This is a genomic window from Litorihabitans aurantiacus (assembly GCF_030161595.1).
GTDB classification, from domain to species: domain Bacteria; phylum Actinomycetota; class Actinomycetes; order Actinomycetales; family Beutenbergiaceae; genus Litorihabitans; species Litorihabitans aurantiacus.
Map to the genome: position 1 here is coordinate 422839 of NZ_BSUM01000001.1, position 17175 is coordinate 440013.

At 72.7% G+C, this 17175-nt stretch carries 15 protein-coding genes; 7 read left to right on the plus strand and 8 right to left on the minus strand.

Features of this window, described 5'->3' with window-relative positions:
• Positions 1 to 117: 117 nt before the first annotated feature.
• Entirely contained in the window at positions 118 to 765 is a 648-nt protein-coding gene (locus QQK22_RS02015; RefSeq protein ID WP_284249043.1) for a LysE family translocator, read from the minus strand.
• Positions 766 to 926: 161 nt separating this feature from the next.
• On the opposite strand from QQK22_RS02015, the gene QQK22_RS02020 reads away from it, so the two are divergent.
• Together QQK22_RS02020 and QQK22_RS02025 are read left to right on the plus strand one after the other, a co-directional pair.
• Positions 927 to 1397 (plus strand): Lrp/AsnC family transcriptional regulator, encoded by a 471-nt coding sequence (locus tag QQK22_RS02020; protein ID WP_284249044.1) that lies wholly within the window; start codon positions 927 to 929, stop codon positions 1395 to 1397.
• Between the two features lie 367 nt (positions 1398 to 1764).
• Positions 1765 to 1887, plus strand: coding sequence for a hypothetical protein (locus QQK22_RS02025; protein WP_284249045.1), 123 nt, complete (start codon positions 1765 to 1767; stop codon positions 1885 to 1887).
• Positions 1888 to 1890: 3 nt separating this feature from the next.
• Here the strand turns inward: QQK22_RS02025 and QQK22_RS02030 are convergent, their stop codons facing one another.
• The 7 genes from QQK22_RS02030 to QQK22_RS02060 all read right to left on the minus strand — a co-directional run bounded on the left by QQK22_RS02030 (position 1891) and on the right by QQK22_RS02060 (position 12547).
• On the minus strand, positions 1891 to 3045 hold the full coding sequence (locus QQK22_RS02030) for a glycosyltransferase (RefSeq protein ID WP_284249046.1): 1155 nt from the start codon (positions 3043 to 3045) through the stop codon (positions 1891 to 1893).
• Positions 3042 to 3737 (minus strand): hypothetical protein, encoded by a 696-nt coding sequence (locus QQK22_RS02035; protein WP_284249047.1) that lies wholly within the window; start codon positions 3735 to 3737, stop codon positions 3042 to 3044. The genes QQK22_RS02030 and QQK22_RS02035 overlap by 4 nt, the downstream gene beginning before the upstream one ends.
• Positions 3665 to 4738 carry a glycosyltransferase family 39 protein gene (locus QQK22_RS02040; RefSeq protein ID WP_284249048.1) on the minus strand — a complete coding sequence of 358 codons (1074 nt, stop codon included), beginning with the start codon at positions 4736 to 4738 and terminating at the stop codon, positions 3665 to 3667. Before QQK22_RS02040 ends, QQK22_RS02035 begins: the two co-directional genes overlap by 73 nt.
• Positions 4735 to 6003, minus strand: a complete 1269-nt coding sequence (locus QQK22_RS02045; RefSeq protein WP_284249050.1) for a glycosyltransferase family 2 protein — start codon at positions 6001 to 6003, stop codon at positions 4735 to 4737. Before QQK22_RS02045 ends, QQK22_RS02040 begins: the two co-directional genes overlap by 4 nt.
• Positions 6004 to 6043: 40 nt before the next feature.
• Entirely contained in the window at positions 6044 to 6763 is a 720-nt protein-coding gene (locus QQK22_RS02050) for a hypothetical protein (RefSeq protein ID WP_284249051.1), read from the minus strand.
• A complete protein-coding gene (locus tag QQK22_RS02055) occupies positions 6760 to 9210 on the minus strand; it encodes a galactose oxidase early set domain-containing protein (protein WP_284249052.1) in 2451 nt (816 codons plus the stop codon). Before QQK22_RS02055 ends, QQK22_RS02050 begins: the two co-directional genes overlap by 4 nt.
• A gap of 1045 nt (positions 9211 to 10255) precedes the next feature.
• On the minus strand, positions 10256 to 12547 hold the full coding sequence (locus tag QQK22_RS02060; protein ID WP_284249053.1) for a beta-xylosidase family glycoside hydrolase: 2292 nt from the start codon (positions 12545 to 12547) through the stop codon (positions 10256 to 10258).
• A 213-nt stretch (positions 12548 to 12760) separates the two neighbouring features.
• Between QQK22_RS02060 and QQK22_RS02065 the strand changes: the two genes are divergently transcribed.
• The 5 genes from QQK22_RS02065 (at position 12761) to QQK22_RS02085 (ending at position 17173) form a co-directional block, all read left to right on the plus strand.
• Positions 12761 to 13465 (plus strand): LacI family DNA-binding transcriptional regulator, encoded by a 705-nt coding sequence (locus QQK22_RS02065; protein ID WP_284249054.1) that lies wholly within the window; start codon positions 12761 to 12763, stop codon positions 13463 to 13465.
• Positions 13351 to 13761, plus strand: a complete 411-nt coding sequence (locus QQK22_RS02070; protein WP_284249055.1) for a substrate-binding domain-containing protein — start codon at positions 13351 to 13353, stop codon at positions 13759 to 13761. Before QQK22_RS02065 ends, QQK22_RS02070 begins: the two co-directional genes overlap by 115 nt.
• A gap of 63 nt (positions 13762 to 13824) precedes the next feature.
• Entirely contained in the window at positions 13825 to 15510 is a 1686-nt protein-coding gene (locus tag QQK22_RS02075; RefSeq protein WP_284249057.1) for an FAD-dependent oxidoreductase, read from the plus strand.
• 11 nt (positions 15511 to 15521) lie between these two features.
• On the plus strand, positions 15522 to 16817 hold the full coding sequence (locus QQK22_RS02080; protein WP_284249058.1) for an ABC transporter substrate-binding protein: 1296 nt from the start codon (positions 15522 to 15524) through the stop codon (positions 16815 to 16817).
• Positions 16817 to 17173, plus strand: coding sequence for a carbohydrate ABC transporter permease (locus QQK22_RS02085; protein WP_284249059.1), 357 nt, complete (start codon positions 16817 to 16819; stop codon positions 17171 to 17173). The genes QQK22_RS02080 and QQK22_RS02085 overlap by 1 nt, the downstream gene beginning before the upstream one ends.
• The last annotated feature ends 2 nt before the right edge of the window (positions 17174 to 17175 follow it).

Below are 17175 nucleotides of genomic sequence, written 5' to 3' on the forward strand. Positions count from 1 at the left end.
AGAAGTCCGCAAACTGGTTGTCGGAACCGGCGCGAGAGTCGACATGGCTGCGATCGGAGGCGTCATAGTCGTCACAGGGCAGATGGGTGCTCTGATCGCCTACCCTGGTGCCCTCGATCATGTGCGCAGCAGGACGTAGCCACCGAGGCCGAGCAGGGCGGTGCCGGCCACGGCCTCGGTGCGGCGAGCGAAGGCGGGCGACCGCAGCAGTCCTGCTGCGCGTCCGAGGAGCGTCAGCACGATCGTGTACCAGAGCAGGCAGATCAGCCAGAACCCGGCGGCCATGACGATGTGCTGCACGACGGGTGGCAGTGGCGAGAAGTCGAACTGGGGAAACAGCGACAGGTAGAACGCCGCAACCTTGGGGTTCAGCAGGTTGCACAGGAGGCCCTGTCGGAAGCTGGTCCATCGCGTGGGCTGTGATCCGCTCGCCTCCTTCGCCGGGTGCACCGCCTGGCCGTCGGCCGGCTGGCGGCGTAGGTGACGGTAGGACCGCCACGCCTGGACGCCCAGGAAGACCAGGTAGAGACCTCCTGCCACCCGGACGACATCGAAGACCGCCGGGAAGGTCGCCAGGAGCCCGGTGATGCCGACGGCTGCCGCGGTCGCCAAGACCGCCAGCGCGGTCATGATCCCCGCCACGGTCCACAGCGCACCGGCCCCACCGGCGCGAACGTTGTTGCGCAGGACGAGCATCAGGTCGGGTCCAGGGACCACGACCACCACGAGGCACGCTGTTGCGAACGCCAGGAGCTGATGGTTCATCGTGCCTCCAGGCGCGCGCCGCGGACGGGGGTGGGCGCACGGTTGGGAGGGCAGCCTGGAGGCGCGGCTGCAACCGCCCTGCGTAGTTTCGGACCCATACTGAAACGATATGTCAGGACTGACGCTACATGGATGCGTTATAGCCCTGTAGGCTGGGTGTGATGAGCAACGAAATTGCGTTAGACCGGACTGACCGCGCAATCATTGCCGAGCTGGTGCTCGACGGCCGTCTGACCAACGTCGAACTCGCGAGCAAGGTGGGGCTGACGCCTGCTCCCTGCCTGCGACGGTTGCGACGGCTGGAGGAGGAGGGCGTCATCACCGGCTATCGGGCGACACTCGCTCCTCGGGCCGTGGGGCGGGCCTTCTGCGTGTACGTCTCGGTCCAGATCGCGGTCAGGAGCAACGAGGTCGTCCAGGAGTTCGAGCGAACGGTCGCGTCGTATGCCGAGGTCACCGAGCTGCGCCGGGTGTACGGGGAGCTGGACTATCTCATGCGAGTGGACGTCGCCGACAGCGACGCCTACGAGCGGTTCCTGACCACGCGGATGAATCCTCTACCTGCGGTGCGTCGTATGGTCTCCCACCCCACGATGAAGACGATCAAGACCAGCGACCAGAGACCCGCCTGACCATCTCACAGGTGCGCTTCCCTCAGCACTCCTACCCGAGGCTCGCCGACGCCCGGAGACGAGTGAGCGCGACGGCTGACGCTCGAGGTCCCTCGGGCAGGGGGTGCAGGAGTGCGGCGAGACGCCGCTCGTACCGTGGCGTGCCGGGGCTCTGTCCCGGGCCCGGACGATGTTCGGGGCCAATCTCCCCAGCCGCCGGTGCAACCGGTTACGGTCGATTTCTATGTCACGAAGTTGTAACGACGCCCGGCGGTGTCGGCATCGACCGGGTCGTCTCGGGTGCGACCACTCCCGGGGTGAGGGGGCGCGAGAACGCGGCGGTTCGCAGGGTTCCCGGCCGTCTCCGCCTCCGTTTCCGGCGGCGGCCATGCTCGTCTCCCCTCAGTCCTGGCTGGTCTGGCCGGCCGACCCCGACTGGAAGGACGCCATGGTTGCGTCGGGGCGGGTGGTGATCGACGCCGAGTCCGACGGCGGCCCCGTCGTCGGGTGACCCCTACCCCGCCCGCGCCTCGCGCGGGACCGGCAGCTCCGCCGTCGTGCCCTCGCCGGCCCGGACCAGCGGGCTCGCGGGCCGCGTGCGGCGCGGCCGGTAGACCACGCGCGAGTGGAAGACGAACCGGGCCAGGAACGCGACCACGAGCGTCGCCGCCTGGGCGAGGACGCTGGGGATCCGGGCCGCCTCAACCAGTAGCACGAGCACCGGGAGCCGCAGCGCCGCCTCGCTCGCGTTGAAGGCGAACGACGTCGCGAAGCGCCGGGCCACCGACCGGCCCTCGTGCCGGAGGTCGCGGAAGACGAACGCCTCCTGCAGCACGAAGTTCCCGACGATCGTGAGAACGGCGGCGGCGATCGCCGCGACCACGTACGAGCTCCCGAGCGCGATGAGACCCGCCATGATCGCGAGGTTCGCGACGGCGCCGAGCGCCCCGATCAGCGCGAACGCGGGCATCCGGCCGAAGCGCAGGCGCGCGACCTGCCGTACGAAGCGCACGCCCTGGCTCAGCGTCGCCTTGGACTCCCCGGCGAACCGCTCGCCGAAGACGAACGGCTCCTCCACCACCACGAGGCTCTGGCGGGCCAGGATCTCCAGCAGGATCTTGAACCCCTCGGGGCGCAGCCCGGCGAGGTCGATCCGGGTGCGGTCCAGCGCGAAGAAGCCCGTCATCGGATCGGTGCAGTCCCGCAGCCGCCGGGGGAACATCGCCCGGGTGAGCGCGATCGAGGCGCTCGAGACCAGGCGACGGCGCGCGTCGGCGAGACCCTCGCTGCTCCCTCCGGGGGCGCGGCGCGAGGCGACGACGACGTCGGCCGCGGTCTCCCGGCCCGTCTCCAGCAGGACCGGCACGAGCTCGGGCGGGTGCTGCAGGTCGCCGTCCATCACCACGCACCAGCGGTGCTGCGCCGCGCGCAGGCCCTCGACGACCGCCCCGCTCAGCCCGCCGACCGCCTCCGTGCGGTGGATGAGTCGCACCTCGACGGCGCTCGCGGCGGCGACCTCACGGATGGTCTCGGGCGTGGTGTCGGTGGAGTCGTCGACGAACAGGATCTCCGAGCCCTCGGGGACCGAGGCGGCCAGGCGCCGCACGAGCTCGGCGACGTTCGGGCCCTCGTTGAACGTGGGGACGATGACGGTGGCGGCGCTGCTCACGGCTGCTGCTCCTGCGGGTCGGTGGTCACGGAGGTGGTGGGGGTGGCGGAGGAGTTGGTTGGTGGCACGATCTCGCGCACGTTCCAGTCGCCGAACGAGGCGACCACGCGCGAGCTGTCCATGGCCTGCCGCATCTGCGTCAGGCCGAGGTCGTCGATCATCGGATCGACCGAGGGGCCCTCGAGGATCCACTCGAGGTCCTGCCAGCCCCCGGGGTGGGCGGCGGGGAACGCGGTGTCGAGGTCGACCTTCTCGATCGCGACGACGTTCCACGGCCCGCCGCGCCCCTGGTCCTGCACCGCGTCCCAGGCCGAGAAGGGCACGACGACGTCGTCGCTGGCGGGGACGTTCGCCCTGACCCAGGCCACGGCGTCGCGCCAGTCCTGGTTCGCCTGCGCCGTCGCGAGCGGCAGGCTGCGCTCGCGCACCTCCGGGGCGAGCACGACTGCGGTGCCAGCCACCGCGGCCACGCCCAGCACGGCCGTCGCGGCGGTGCGCGCGCGGGCGCCCAGGAGCTCCGGCCGGTGGCGCTGGACGCCGTCGAGCGCGGTGGACAGCGCGCGCCACGCGTGCGTCGCCCCGGCGGCCGCCGCGACCGCGAGGAGGGGGACGAGCCCGATCACGTACATGGCCGGCAGGTAGCCCTCGCCGAGGAACGCGGGCGCCGCCCACCCCAGCAGCGCGACCGGCACCCACCAGGTGCGGCGGACGAACGCGCAGACGACGGCGCCCACCACCCCGGCCACCACCAGCGCACCACCCTGCTCGAGCCAGCCCGAGACGAGGGCGTGGCGGGGGAGGTCGGGTCCCAGAACGAGCCCGACGTCGCACGGGACTCGAACTGGAAGCGCAGCCCGCCCTCGAGCGAGACGCGGTCCGGCCCCGCCAGGAGCTCGCCTCGCAGCAGCGCGAGCAGGGGGAAGAACGAGAAGACGAGGGCCCCGGCGGCGGCGAAGCCGGTGACCGAGAACCGCCGCCCGCGCCAGAACGGGCCGGTGCGCTGACCGAGCAGCAGCGCCAGGAGCACCGCCGGGCCGGCGACGGCGAACGTCAGCTTGGTCAGCAGCGCGGCACCCATCGCGGCGCCGGCACCGACGTGGGCCCACATCTGGCGGCGCGGCGACAGCGCCAGCCAGAGCGCGAGCAGCACCCACGGCACGGCCACGTTGTCGAGGAAGACCTGGCGGCCGACCGTCAGGGCGAGCGGCGACGTCGCGAACGCCGCCGCGGCCAGGACGGCCACGACCTGCGGCGCCCGCACGCGGCGTGCGAGGAGGTAGACGAGCGTGGCGGTGAGCGCGAACAGGACGCCGGCGACGACACGCGTGGCCGCGATGCCGGACCCGTCGCCGACGCCCAGCGCGCGGGGGATCGCCGCCAGGGCCGCGATCTGGAACCACCCGAACGGCGGGTGGTCGTACCAGTAGGTGTAGGGCCCGAGCGCGCCGTCGGCCGCGGCTAGCGCCTGCGCCGTGTAGATGCCCTCGTCGTCGGCGAAGGCGGTGGCCTCGACGACGTTCCACAGCCCGAGCGTCAGGGCGCCGACGGCGACGGCCGAGCCGACCGCGCGGTCGCTCGTCAGGCGGCGGCGCCACGGGCTGGTGGTGCTGGGCGCGACGCCGTCGGGCGCCGTCGGCGTGAGGTCGGCGGAGGGGGCGACGGCGACGCGCGCGGGGACGAGGGTGGTGCTCATGCGGCGATCCCTGTTCGTTCGGGGCTGAGGTGGCGGCCCGCGTGCTCGGTCTTCTCCCACCGCAGGTCCCCGCGCCGCAGCCGCACGTAGGCGCGGAGCGTGGCGAAGGCGAGCAGGAGCTGGAAGGGGATGGTGCTCAGCACCAGGACGACGTAGTCGCGCACCCCGACGGCGAGCCCGTGGTCGCGGCCGAGCTCGCGCAGCATGCACGCCTCGAGCGCGACGGTCGCGAGGGTGACCACGAGCGGCAGGAACGTGATCATCGCGACCGGGAGCGGGAAGGAGCCCAGCAGCGCCAGGGCGACCGAGATCGGCACGACGACGCCGGTGACGGCCACGAGGTGCTGCTGGGTCAGTGTCCAGCGGGCCGCGAGGCGCTCGCGGGCGGTCGGCAGCCGCCGCCACTCCTGCTTGCCGTACACCTGGAAGAAGCCCAGTGCCCACCGGGTGCGCTGCTTCACGAACGCGGGCACGTCCTCCGGCGTCTCCTCCCGGGTGGCGAGCGCGGGGCTGTAGGCGACGCTGATCCGGTGCCCGTGCGAGGAGAGCCGCACGCCCAGCTCGCAGTCCTCCGCCAGGCAGTCCTCGTCCCAGCCGCCCATGCTCAGCAGCAGCTCGCGGCGCACGAAGACGGTGGTGCCGCCGAGCGGGATGAACCCGAGCCGCTCCTGCAGGTGCAGCCGCGAGGAGAACCAGATGAAGTACTCCAGGCAGTTGCGCAGGGCGAACCAGGAGTCGCGGTGGTTGACGAGCTGGACGGCGCCCTGGACCGCGGCGCTCTGGGTGCGGCGGAAGGTGTTGTCGATGTTGCTCAGGAGGTCGGGCGCGGCGATCGACTCGGCGTCGAACACGCCCACGACGTCGCCCGTGCACTCGGCCAGGGCCGTGTTGAGCTGGCGGGGCTTGTTCTTCACGGGGTGGGTGTCGACGCTGACGCGCACCTGAAGCGGGTGCTCGGCGGCGATCCGCTCGGCCACCGCCCAGGTCCCGGGGTCGTCGTGCCCCACGGAGATGACGACCTCGACGTCGTCGTGCGTCTGCGCCAGGAGCTTCTCGATCGTGGCGCGCACGACCGGCTCGCTCTCGTGCCGGCACGGCACGATGATCGAGAAGCTGAGGCCGTGGCGGCCGTCGGTGTCGGGGAACCTCGTGCGTTCGCGCGACTCGGGGTGCCACCAGGCGTAGGTGGCCACGACGAGGGTGCTCAGCGACAGCGCGAGCAGGATCAGCGCGACGACGACGAGCACGACGGACTGGAGGATCACGGTCGGTCTCCTTCGGGACGGGCGGGGGCGGAGGGCGGGGTCACGCGGCGACGCACGCGACGCCGTCGCCCTCGAGGTCGAGGCCGAACGGGTCCGCCTCGGCGGGGTCCGAGCCGGCGCGGACGGCGATGCCGTCGGGGAAGTACGTCAGGAGCTCGGTGCAGGTCCACGGGTGGGGCATGGAGGACAGCTCCAGGCCGGCGTCGACCATCTCTGCGGCGTGCGCGGCCATGCTCGGCGGGATGAGCGGCAGGCACTGTCCGGCCGCGCCGTAGCCCGGGTGGCAACCGCCGAGCGATGCGGCGGACTCGACCACCTCGGACGGGTCGATCGCGCCCCGCGGCTCGCCCAGGGCGTCCGCGCCCGAGCGCACCTCGGCGGCCGGGGCGTTCGCGACCTCGAGCAGGCCGGTCTGCGTCGGAGCCGCCATCGCGTGCCCGTCCGGCGGGGCGGGCGGGTCGGGGACCGGGGTGCCGGTGGGCGACGGCGCGGGGCCGGGGGTGGCTGTGGTCGCCGGGTCGTCAGCGCCGGGGGTCGCGGTGGGTCCGGCGTCGCCGTCGGCCTCGTCCCGGCTGTCGACCGGGGCCGACGGGGAGTGCCCGGCGTGGGGCGAGGAGGACCCGCCGTCGGCCGCGGGGCGGTCGGTGCGCGCCCCGCCGAGGACGAGGACGGCGGCCACGACCAGCACGAGCAGGGGCACGACGGCGAGCAGGAGTCGCCGCCGTCCGGCGAGCGCGGTCGGACGCGAGGGCGCGCTCACGAGACCCACACCCAGGAGGCGATGGACGGTACGCCGTCGGTGTCGAGCACGGTGAGCATGTACGGGCCGGGAGGCAGGAGGTCGGGGTCGTCCGGGACCTGCGCGGTCAGCGTGCCCTCGCCCGCGACGGGGACGTCGACGAGGCGGGCGTTGGTGTCGGTCTGGTGGGTGGAGGACATCGGCGACATCAGCGAGGCGGAGGCGATCTCGCCGTCGACCTCGAGCTGCACCGTCTCGCCGTAGGTGACCGCCTCGGGCGCGTCGGTGATGGTGGGGCGCTCCCCGGCGTGGAGGTAGGGCGGGGAGTAGACGGAGACGCGCATCTCGTAGGAGTTGTCACCGGGGTTGGACCCGAAGACGGCGACCCGGCCGTCGGCCAGGACGACCGCGGTGGAGTGGTAGTTGCGCCCGACCGGGTCGGGCACGACGGGCGTCCAGCCGTCGGTCTCGGGGTCGTAGAGGGCGGCGGTGCGGACGTCGCCGGTGCGGTTGTGGGTGGCGCCGTTGGCGGCCAGGACGCTGCGGTCGGGGAGGTTGACGAGGTTGACGTAGGTCTTGCCGGGTCCGGGGAGGTCCTCGACCGGGGTGTAGGCCGGCTGGGGGTCGGACAGGTCGATGACGTCGGCCAGGCTGATGGCGGGTGCGTTGAGCTCGGTGTGCCCGCCGCCGACGATGAGGACGCGCTGGTCCTGGGCGGGGGGCAGGAGGACGGAGGCGGCCTGGTCGCGCAGGTCTTTCTCGCGCAGGCCGGGGACGTCCCAGATCTGGGCGGTGCGCCAGTCGTAGAGGGAGGCGCCGGTGCCGGGTAGTCCGTTGCCGAAGGTGTGGGCGCCGGCGTAGAAGAGCATGCCGTCCTCCAGGAGGTACATGTGGGGGTAGGTGCCCCAGTAGCTCCAGGTCTGGGGGACCTGGTTCGACGGAAGCCAGGTCATGGTGGAGGTGTCGAACATCTGGGTCAGGACGGTGCCCTCGGCCTTCTCGTCGATGCCGCCGGCGGCCCAGACGTCGCCGTTGCCGAGCTTGGTCAGGGTCGGGTACCAGTGGGCGCCGGCCATGTCCGAGGTCGGGTGGAAGGCGTCGTCGGTGGGGTCGAAGTAGTAGCTGGCGTCGCTGCCGCCGAAGGTGGTGGGGCCGTCGTCCTCGCCGGGGTAGGTCTCGGTGCCGCCGGAGATGAGGACCTTGCCGTCGGGGAGCGTGACGTGCCCGGAGCAGAACATGTCGTAGGGGACGTCCAGCTCCGTGTAGGTGTCGTCGGTCGGGTCCCAGACCGCAGCGGTGAACGAGCCGGCGTCGAACCGCGCCTCGTCGTTGCCGGAGCCGGCGATCAGCAGCACGCGGCCGTCGGAGAGCAGGGTGGTGTGCATCGCGCGCACCGGCATCTCGGCGCCCTGCACCTCCCAGGAACCGAGCTGGGCCGCCTCGCCCTCGGGCACGGGCTCCGAACCGATCTCGGTCAGCTCGTGGCCGGTGGTGAGGAGCTCGCCGTCGGAGGCGAGGGAGACGCCGAAGGAGATGCGGTCCACGCCGGCGGGGATCTCGGGCAGCGCGACCGTGCGCCGCTCCCACCCCGTCGTGGCGGGCAGCGCCGCGAGCTCGGTCCAGTACGACCAGCCCTGGCCGGGCACGTGGCGGAAGGCGGTCATGCTCGTGGCGGTGCCGGTCGAGCGGTAGCGCACGGTGGCCTCGTACAGGCCGCCCGCCCGGACGGTCGGGGCGCACTCGGCCGTCTCGGCGTGGATGGCCTTGACGTCGCCGGTGACGCGTCCGGTGACGCCGAGGGCGAACGATCGCGCGCCGGCGGGGGCGTCCTCGGGCACGTCGTCGGAGTAGGACTGCGTCACCGTGGCCTCGCCCCAGCCGGCGCGCACGAGGCACTCCCGGCCGTCCGGCAGCAGCCACGGGTTCCCGACGGCGGCGGTGTCGCCGTCATCGCCGTCGCCGTCGTCGCCCGGGGCGGGTGCCGGATCGACCTCGGGTGCCGGGCCGTTTCCGGGAGCGCCGGCGGTGGGCGTGAGCGAGTAGTCGTCGGTGGTCAGCGTCCCGGTGGCGCCCAGGGACAGGCCGAACGCCAGGCGCAGCGTGCCGGCGGGCACCGCGGGCGTCGTGCCCGCGGCGGTGCGCCACTCCGCGCTCGCCGCGTGGCGGCCGAGGTCGCCCCAGTAGGTCCAGCCGTCCGCGGTCTGGCGGAACACGGTCAGGGAGACCGGAACCGTGGCGGTGTACCAGGCCGACAGGTCGTAGGTCTGACCGGGCGTCACCACGGGGGCGCACGCGTCGGTCTCGGAGGTCAGGAGCTTGCGGTCGCCGCCCTGGTGCTCGGCGATCGTCACGGAGACCGCACGCCCGCCGTCGCGGCCCTCGGTGAGCGCCCACGCGCCCTCGGAGCCCCATCCGGCGGTCGTGAAGCAGGTCGGCCAGGCCTCGCCCTCCTCGAGCGACCCGTTCACGACCAGCTCCTCGGGGGCGGCGGCCGCCCCGGGAGGGCGGCGACGGACGCGGCCGACACCAGTCCTCCGAGCGCGACGAATGCGGCGACGTGAGATCTTCTCACCGGGGCTCCCTGAATTGTTGTGGTGGCGGTGCCACAAGCCAGGGAATGCGTGCCCCCGATGAGTGCGACAAATTTCTCTCGCGTCTCGCGCGGATGATCGACCTCGATGACGTGAATCCGCCGAGCGCTGACGGGTATTCACGCTACCGACGCATCTGCGACTGCCCGGACGGATCCGGTCATCTTGAGGAGGACCTGATGAGACTTTCCCTCGCGCAGGTGTACGCGCTGTCAACCCCTGAGGGTCTGCGCCGGAACGGAGCCACCCCTGAGGAGTGTTCGGACAGGCGCACCATCGGCGCAGGAATCGGCGGGAGACGGGGGCGGGACGGTGCGCGCGACGGTGCGCGGCACGAGCGCCGCCGCGTCTGACCACCCGCGTCGCTTGACCTGGGTGAAGGGTCGATTTGACGCCGGGCCGCAAGAGGTGCGGGGCGTGTCGGATCGCATCGGGCGCGGTGGTGACGGCGCCGACGGGAGATTCAGCGTCGGTGCCCGGCGGCGCGCGGACGACTGCCGTCCGAATGGTGGATGACTGGCCGTGACAGCGCTAACAAGCCGGACGGTGCAGTGACCGGTCGGGCAACCTTGAGATATTGTCAGAGGTCCCTAAGGCTCCTTTTCAGGGCGTGGGGATCGACCTAGTGTCTTCGCCTATGCATCGATTGACCGAGCAGGCGATCAGGGCGCGCTGGGAACGGGCGGGCCGACCCTGGTGCGCCCACCTCTGGGTGGAGCGGTCTCTGACGGCGAGCGAACGTCGCGGGATGCTGGTGTGCCACTTCTGCGGTCGGTCGTGGCCGGTCGGTACCCCGGCGCCGTCGTCGGACTGAACCGCTCCGTGCCACGCGCACCGGGTGGCAACCACGACACCGCCCCGGCAGGTCTCGAACCTGCCGGGGCGGCGTCGTGGGCGGACCGCGCAGCGCGGACGCGAGGGCCTAGCCGGACGACCCCTCGACGTCGGTGAATCCGGCGTCGTCGTAGCGGTGCAGGAAGGCGGCCATCGCGTCGCGGTTGATCGGCGTCGTCGGGCGGTAGATCGCCGTCCCGTCGTTGCCGAGCCAACCGGTGGCGACGCCCTCGGTCACCAGCCACGTCACCTCGGGGTAGAACTGCGTGGCCGGGCCCATGTCGGTGAACGGTGAGACGGGCGGTGCCTCGTGCTCGGGGGAGTCGGCCATCCGGTACAGGAACGCGGCCATCGCATCGCGCCCGATCGGCTCCAGCGGGCGGAACGACGCCGTGCCGTCGCCGTCGGCCCACCCGGTGGAGATGCCCTCCTGCGCCAGCCAGACGATCTCGTCGTAGAACTGGTCGTCCGGGGCTACGTCGGTGAACGGCGAGGCCGGTGGAAGGTCGACGTCGGGCGACCCGGCCTGGCGGTGCAGGAACGCCGCCATCGCGTCCCGCGCGATCGGCGTCAGCGGCCGGAACTCCCGCGTGCCGTCCGGCAGCTCCCAGCCGCGCGAGATCCCGTGCTGCGCGAGCCACGCGATGTCCTGCGCGAAGAGCTGGTCGCGCTCGACGTCGGAGAAGCCACCTGTGAGCCCGGCGAGGCACGCCTGGTACGCGGCCGCGTCGGGGGAGAGGCGGAAGAAGTCGAACGACGCCGGGATCTCCGGTGCGCCCGTCGTGCCGCGGAAGGCGTACGGACCCACGTGGGTGAACGTGCCCGCGTCCGCGACGTCGCGGCCGTAGCGCTCGAACGTCTCGCCGTCGTAGGAGATGTGCGCCCGCACCGCATCACCGTCGCTCGTCAGGCGCAGCCAGATCGTGCTCGTGCCCGCGATCGCGGGGGCGGCGCTGTCCATCCGGTTGCTGCCGCGCACGTGCTGCACCAGCTCGAGCCGCGGCCCGGGGGTCGCCTGGCCCAGGTCGAGCTTCACGTAGTCGTCGTCCGCGCGCCACAGCAGCAGGCCGGCCTGCTGGAACCGCTGCGCCGCCTCGACCGTGACCTTCGTGGTCACCTGCCACGCGCCGTCGGGCAGCTCCTGCTGCAGCAGCGGGGCCGCCGCCACGCCGCCCTCGTACGTGGGGATCGTCAGCGCGCCGTCGGCCACGGTGTGCCGGGCAGCGTCCTCGCGCAGCACCCGGTCCCAGGCGCCGGGGGCGAGCGCGTCGCCGTCGAACTCGTCGCTGCCGGGCGCGGCGCACACCTCGAAGACCGGGTTGGTCGGGTCCTCCGGGAAGCCGCCGAACGGCGGCGGGATCACGACGTCGGCGCCGTCCTTCGCCCACGCGATCGTGGCGCCCAGGCGGTCGCCCGACTCGTAGAACAGGTAGGTCTCGCCGTCGTCCGTGACGACCTGCGGTGCCGCCACGCGCCCCACGTCGTCGCCGAGCCCGCTCGCCTCGTGCAGCACGATCGGCGTCTCGCCCACCTCGCGCAGCGTCTCGTCGATCGTGCGGGCATAGCTCTTGCCGCTGGAGGCGTGGTAGATCACGTACAGCTCGCCGTCCCACTCCCACAGGTCGCCGCTCGAGACGTTCTGCCCCTCCTCGACGCCGGGTGCGACCACGTAGTCCGGGTCGACGGTCCACTCGCGCCCGTCCACCGACTCCGCCAGGCGGATGCGGCGCACGTCGTCGCGCTCGTTACCCATGTAGAACATGCCGTAGGCGTAGCCCGAGTCCGGATCGGGGTGCTCGAAGACGCGCGCGTAGCTCGTCTCGGTGACCTGCGGTCCGCCCATCGCGTTGTCGACGGCGATGCCGCCGTAGTCGAACGTCACGCCGTCGTCGGACTCGGCCCAGCGCGTCTGGGAGTTGGTGCCGTGGAAGTACAGGAACATCCGACCCACCTCCTCGTTCCAGATCGCGTCCGCGCTCGAGACGTGCGGCACGGCGAAGTGCGGCTCCCACACGTCCTCGATGATCGGGTTGCCCGCGTACTCCGTCCACGGCCCCTCGAGGCTGTCGGAGTAGCGCACCGAGATGCCGCCCGGGTCGTCGTGCGGTGCGTAGTAGAGGTACCACTCCGCCAGCGGGTCCTCGAGGTGCTCACCCGCGTGGAAGACGCTCGGGAAGATGAACTCGTTGGTCGGGTTCCAGATCGCCTCGGGGCCCTTGCTGGTGATCACCCCCTGGTAGCCGAACTCGGGCCAGCCGGGCGGTGGGGGAAGGGTGTCGGCGCTGGCGGGCGCGGCCGTGGCGGCCAGCCCCACGAGGCCGATCGCGGCGGCGGCGAGCACCGCCGTCGCCCGGCGTCCGGGTGAGCTGTGGATCGTCATCGATCGTTCTCCTCGGGTCGGTGGGTGGGGGGACATCGCCGTCCCCGCACCCGCGGTTGACACCTCGCGGTGCCGTCTGCGTAGACTGCCGATCATCCTGCTCATGCGCATTAGCAACCGGCGATCCCGATGCTAATGCGCATGAGCGGGGAGATTCCAGTAATACCTGCTCATCACGGCCGGCACCGCTGCCGGCCTCGGACGAGGGCCACGATGACCACACCACGCACGCAGCCGCGCATCACCCAGCGCCGCATCGCCGAGCTCGCCGGCGTCAGCCAGTCCACCGTGTCCCTGGTGGTCAACGGCAAGGCCGACGCGCTCACCCGCATTCCCGCGGACACCCGCGAGCGCGTGCTGCAGGTGCTGCGCGAGGCCGAGTACGTCGCCGACCCCGCCGCGCGCCGCCTCGCCGGCGTGGGCAACCGGCTCGTCGGCGTCTTCACCTACGAGCCCGCCTTCCCCTCGGCCAGCCGCGACTTCTACGCCTCGCTCCTGACCGGCATCGAGTCGCAGGCCGAGAAGCTCGGGCTCGACCTGCTGATGTTCACCTCCGCCCCGGTCGTGGAGGTCGGCGCAGCCTGTTCCACCCCAACAACCGCCTCCGGCTCGCCGACGGCTGCCTCCTGCTCGGGCTCGAGATGGACGGCGCCGAGCTCGAGCGCCTGCTCAGCAGCGGCTTCCCGTTCGTGGCGGTCGGGCGCCGCGACGCGCGCGACGTCCCCTACGTCGCCGCCGACTACGTGGGCGGCACGGCCGAGCTGGTCGGGCGCGCGTGGGACCTCGGGCACCGGCGCTTCGCGATGCTGCGCCGCGACAGCACGGGCGAGTCCGTGCGCGACCGCCACCGCGGCTTCCTCGACGAGCTGCGCCGTCGCGACCCCGCCGGCGACGCTGTGGCGCTGGACCGCGCGCTGACGGGAGACCCGTCGCAGGAGGACTGGGCCGCGCTGCGCGCCTGCGGCGCGACCGTCGCGTTCGTGGAGACGCCGGGCCACGCGCTCGCGATCCACGCGGCCGCGGTGCGCGACGGCGTGGCCGTGCCCGAGCAGCTCTCGATCGTCACGCTCGCCGACCCCTTCCACACCGCCGACGGCGATCCCGACCTCACACGCCTGAGCCCCCGCGCACGCGGCTCGGGTCGGAGGCGCTCGCGCTGCTCGGCCGCATCCTCGACCCCGCCGAGACGGTCCCGGCCGACGAGCTGCGCCTGACGCTGCCGTGCTCGATCGTCCCCGGCGCCACGCTCGCCCCACCCCCACCGGCAAGGAGACCCGATGACCGCCCCCACCCCCGACGCGCGCGCCGACAGATCCGGCATCGGCGGCGTCGGCACCCCCGCGCACGCCGGAGTCGCACCCGCGCTCGAGACGGACGTGCTCGTCGTCGGCGGCGGCCTCGGCGGCGTCGCCGCGGCGCTCGCGGCCCTCGAGCACGGCCGTCGCGTGGTGCTGAGCGAGGAGTACGCCTGGCTCGGCGGCCAGCTCACCAGCCAGGCCGTCCCGCTCGACGAGCACAGCTGGATCGAGCAGTTCGGCGCGACGGCGCGCTACCGCCGGCTGCGCGACGGCATCCGCGAGCACTACCGCACCTTCTACCCGCTCACGGCCGCCGCCCGCGCCGACCGCCACCTCAACCCGGGCAACGGACTCGTGAGCCGCATCTGCTCGGAGCCCGCCGTCGGCGTCGCCGTCCTCGAGGCGATGCTCGCCCCGCACCGCGCGGCCGGGCGCCTGCTCGTGCTGCAGCCGGCCGTGCCGGTCGGCGCCGAGGTGGACGGCGACGTCGTGACCTCCGTGACGCTGCGCCTGACGCGCGAGGACCGGGACGTCGTCGTCACCGCCGCCTTCGTCGTCGACGCGACCGAGCTGGGCGACCTGCTCCCGCTGACCGGGGCCGAGCACGTGACCGGCTTCGAGTCCCGGGCGGACACGGGGGAGCCGAGCGCACCGGAGGCGGCGCAGCCCGCCAACCAGCAGGCGTTCAGCTGGTGCTTCGTGATCGACCACCGCGACGGCGAGGACCACACGATCGAGCCGCCCGCCGACTACGAGCACTGGCGCACGCGGCAGCCCGACTACTGGGGCGCGCCGATGATCTCGCTGACCGGCCCCGACCCGCGCACGCTCGAGACGAGCACGCGGACCTTCACGCCGCACGCGCCGCCGCCCTCCGCCGTCGCCGACCAGGGCAAGGACCCGGGCGACCGCGAGCTGTGGACCTTCCGGCGCATCATCGACCGCGACAACTTCGAGCCCGGAGCGTTCGGGAGCGACGTGGTGCTCGTCAACTGGCCGATGATCGACCACGTCGACGGCGTGCTCGTCGACGTCGAGCCGCACGAGGCGCGCGAGCACCTCGCGGCCGCGCGGCGGCAGTCGCTGTCGATGCTGTACTGGCTGCAGACCGAGGCGCCGCGGCCCGACGGCGGTCGCGGCTACCCCGGGCTGCGGCTGCGGGGCGACCTCACGCAGGGCCCCGACGGCCTGGCGATGGCGCCCTACATCCGCGAGTCGCGCCGGCTGCTGACCGTCGGGACCGTCACGGAGAACGACCTCTCCATCGCGGTGAAGGGGCACGGCCGGCCGTTCACCACGCCCGACACCGTCGGCGTCGGGATGTACCGGATCGACCTGCACCCCTCCTCGGGCGGCGACAACTACCTCGACGTCCCGAGCAGCCCGTTCGAGATCCCGCTCGGCATCCTCGTGCCGCGCCGCCTGCGCAACCTGCTGCCCGCCGGCAAGAACGTCGGCACCACGCACATCACCAACGGCGCCTTCCGGCTCCACCCCGTCGAGTGGAACATCGGCGAGGCGAGCGGAGCGCTCGCCGCGTTCTGCCTCGAGACCGGCCTCACCCCCCAGCACGTGCACGCCAGCCCCGCCCACCTGGCCGACTACCAGGCCGTCCTCACCCACGACGGCGTCGAGCTGCACTGGCCCGACGTCGTCGGCTACTAGGAGAAACCCCCATGAGATCAGCAAGGACGCTGACCGCGATCGCCGCGGCGCTCACCGGATCCCTCGCCCTGGCCGCCTGCGGCGGCGGGGGAGGCGGCACCGGCTCGAACGAGCAGAGCGAGGACATCGCGCTGCGCATGACGATCTGGACCTCGAACGAGGACCACCTCGCGCTCTTCAACGGCATCGCCGAGGACTACATGGCGGCCAACCCCGAGGTCACCTCGATCACGTTCGACCCGCTGCCGTTCGACGACTACACCTCGACCGTCACCACCCAGATCGCCGGCGGCAACGCGCCCGACCTGGCCTGGGTGCTCGAGAACGCCGCACCCGACTTCGTCGCCAGCGGTGCCCTCATGCCGCTGACCGAGACCCTCGAGGCCACCGAGGGCTACGACTACGACGACATCTCCGACAGCGCCGCGGCGCTGTGGAAGGACGGCGACGAGCTGATCGGCTACCCGTTCAGCACCTCCCCGTTCGTCACGTTCGTCAACGACGACAAGCTGGCCGAGGCCGGTCTGCCGAGCGGCGCCGAGATGCTGGCGGACGGCTCCTGGACCTGGGAGGACGTCAGCGCCGCGGGAGCGAGCGTCAAGGAGACCACCGGCTCGGCCGGGTTCGTGGTGCGCGACTTCGACTACCTCAACTGGGACTACCTCAGCACCGTGTGGAACGGCTGGGGCGCGGAGCCCTGGAGCGAGGACGGCACGCAGTGCACGTTCGACAGCCCCGAGATGGTCGAGGCGTTCGAGTTCCTCCACGACGCCGCGTTCACCAGCGGTTCGATGCCCGGCCCGGGCACCAGCGCCGACTTCTTCGCCGGCGAGTCCGCCTTCACGATCACGCAGATCTCGCGGGCGAACCTGCTGCCCGAGGACGGTTTCGCGTGGGACCTCCTGCCGCTGCCGCAGGGGCCCGACGGCGAGTACGCCGTCACCGGTCAGGGCGGCATCGGAGTCATCGCCCAGGGGCGCAACACGCAGGCCGCCGCCGAGTTCCTCGCGTTCTTCACCAACCCGGAGAACTCGGCGGAGCTCGCGGCCTACTTCCCGCCGCCGCGCGAGTCGCTGCTCACCGTGGACGTGCTCTCGGCGGCGAACCCGCTGCTCACGCCGCAGCAGATCGAGGACGTCGTGATCCCCGGGATCGCGACCGGCCAGGTCCGCCCGAGCCACACCGACGCCGCGCAGATCGCGCAGCAGACCCGCGCCTCGCTGGACGACCTGTGGACGCCCGGTGCCGACGTCGCCGCCGTGCTCGGTCAGACCTGCGGATCGATCTCCTCCCTCCTGGAGCCCTGATGGCGACGCCCACGATCGCGCGCCCCGGACGGGGCACCACCCCGCCCGGGCGCGCGTCCGGGGGTGGGGCGCGGCGCCCCGCGCCCCACATCCGCCGGGACGCCCGCACCGGCTACCTGTTCATCGCGCCCCAGCTCGCCGGGATCGTGCTGTTCGTCCTGGTGCCGCTCGGACTCATCGCCTACTACTCGGTCCACGAGTGGAACGTGCTCGCGGGCACGTTCACGTTCGTCGGCCTGGAGAACGTCGAGCGCCTCTTCAACGACCCGCAGCTGGTCTCGGTGCTGCGGGCGACGGCGATCTTCTCCTCGGCCTCGTCGTCGCGAACCTCAGCCTCGCGCTGCTGCTCGCGGTGATG

Coding starts and splice junctions, on each gene's coding strand:
- QQK22_RS02015 (WP_284249043.1), bottom strand. CDS start 765: ATGAACCATCAGCTCCTGGCGTTCGCAACAGCGTGCCTCGTGGTGGTC.
- QQK22_RS02020 (WP_284249044.1), top strand. CDS start 927: ATGAGCAACGAAATTGCGTTAGACCGGACTGACCGCGCAATCATTGCC.
- QQK22_RS02025 (WP_284249045.1), top strand. CDS start 1,765: ATGCTCGTCTCCCCTCAGTCCTGGCTGGTCTGGCCGGCCGACCCCGAC.
- QQK22_RS02040 (WP_284249048.1), bottom strand. CDS start 4,738: ATGAGCACCACCCTCGTCCCCGCGCGCGTCGCCGTCGCCCCCTCCGCC.
- QQK22_RS02060 (WP_284249053.1), bottom strand. CDS start 12,547: ATGACGATCCACAGCTCACCCGGACGCCGGGCGACGGCGGTGCTCGCC.
- QQK22_RS02065 (WP_284249054.1), top strand. CDS start 12,761: ATGACCACACCACGCACGCAGCCGCGCATCACCCAGCGCCGCATCGCC.
- QQK22_RS02070 (WP_284249055.1), top strand. CDS start 13,351: ATGCTGCGCCGCGACAGCACGGGCGAGTCCGTGCGCGACCGCCACCGC.
- QQK22_RS02075 (WP_284249057.1), top strand. CDS start 13,825: ATGACCGCCCCCACCCCCGACGCGCGCGCCGACAGATCCGGCATCGGC.
- QQK22_RS02080 (WP_284249058.1), top strand. CDS start 15,522: ATGAGATCAGCAAGGACGCTGACCGCGATCGCCGCGGCGCTCACCGGA.
- QQK22_RS02085 (WP_284249059.1), top strand. CDS start 16,817: ATGGCGACGCCCACGATCGCGCGCCCCGGACGGGGCACCACCCCGCCC.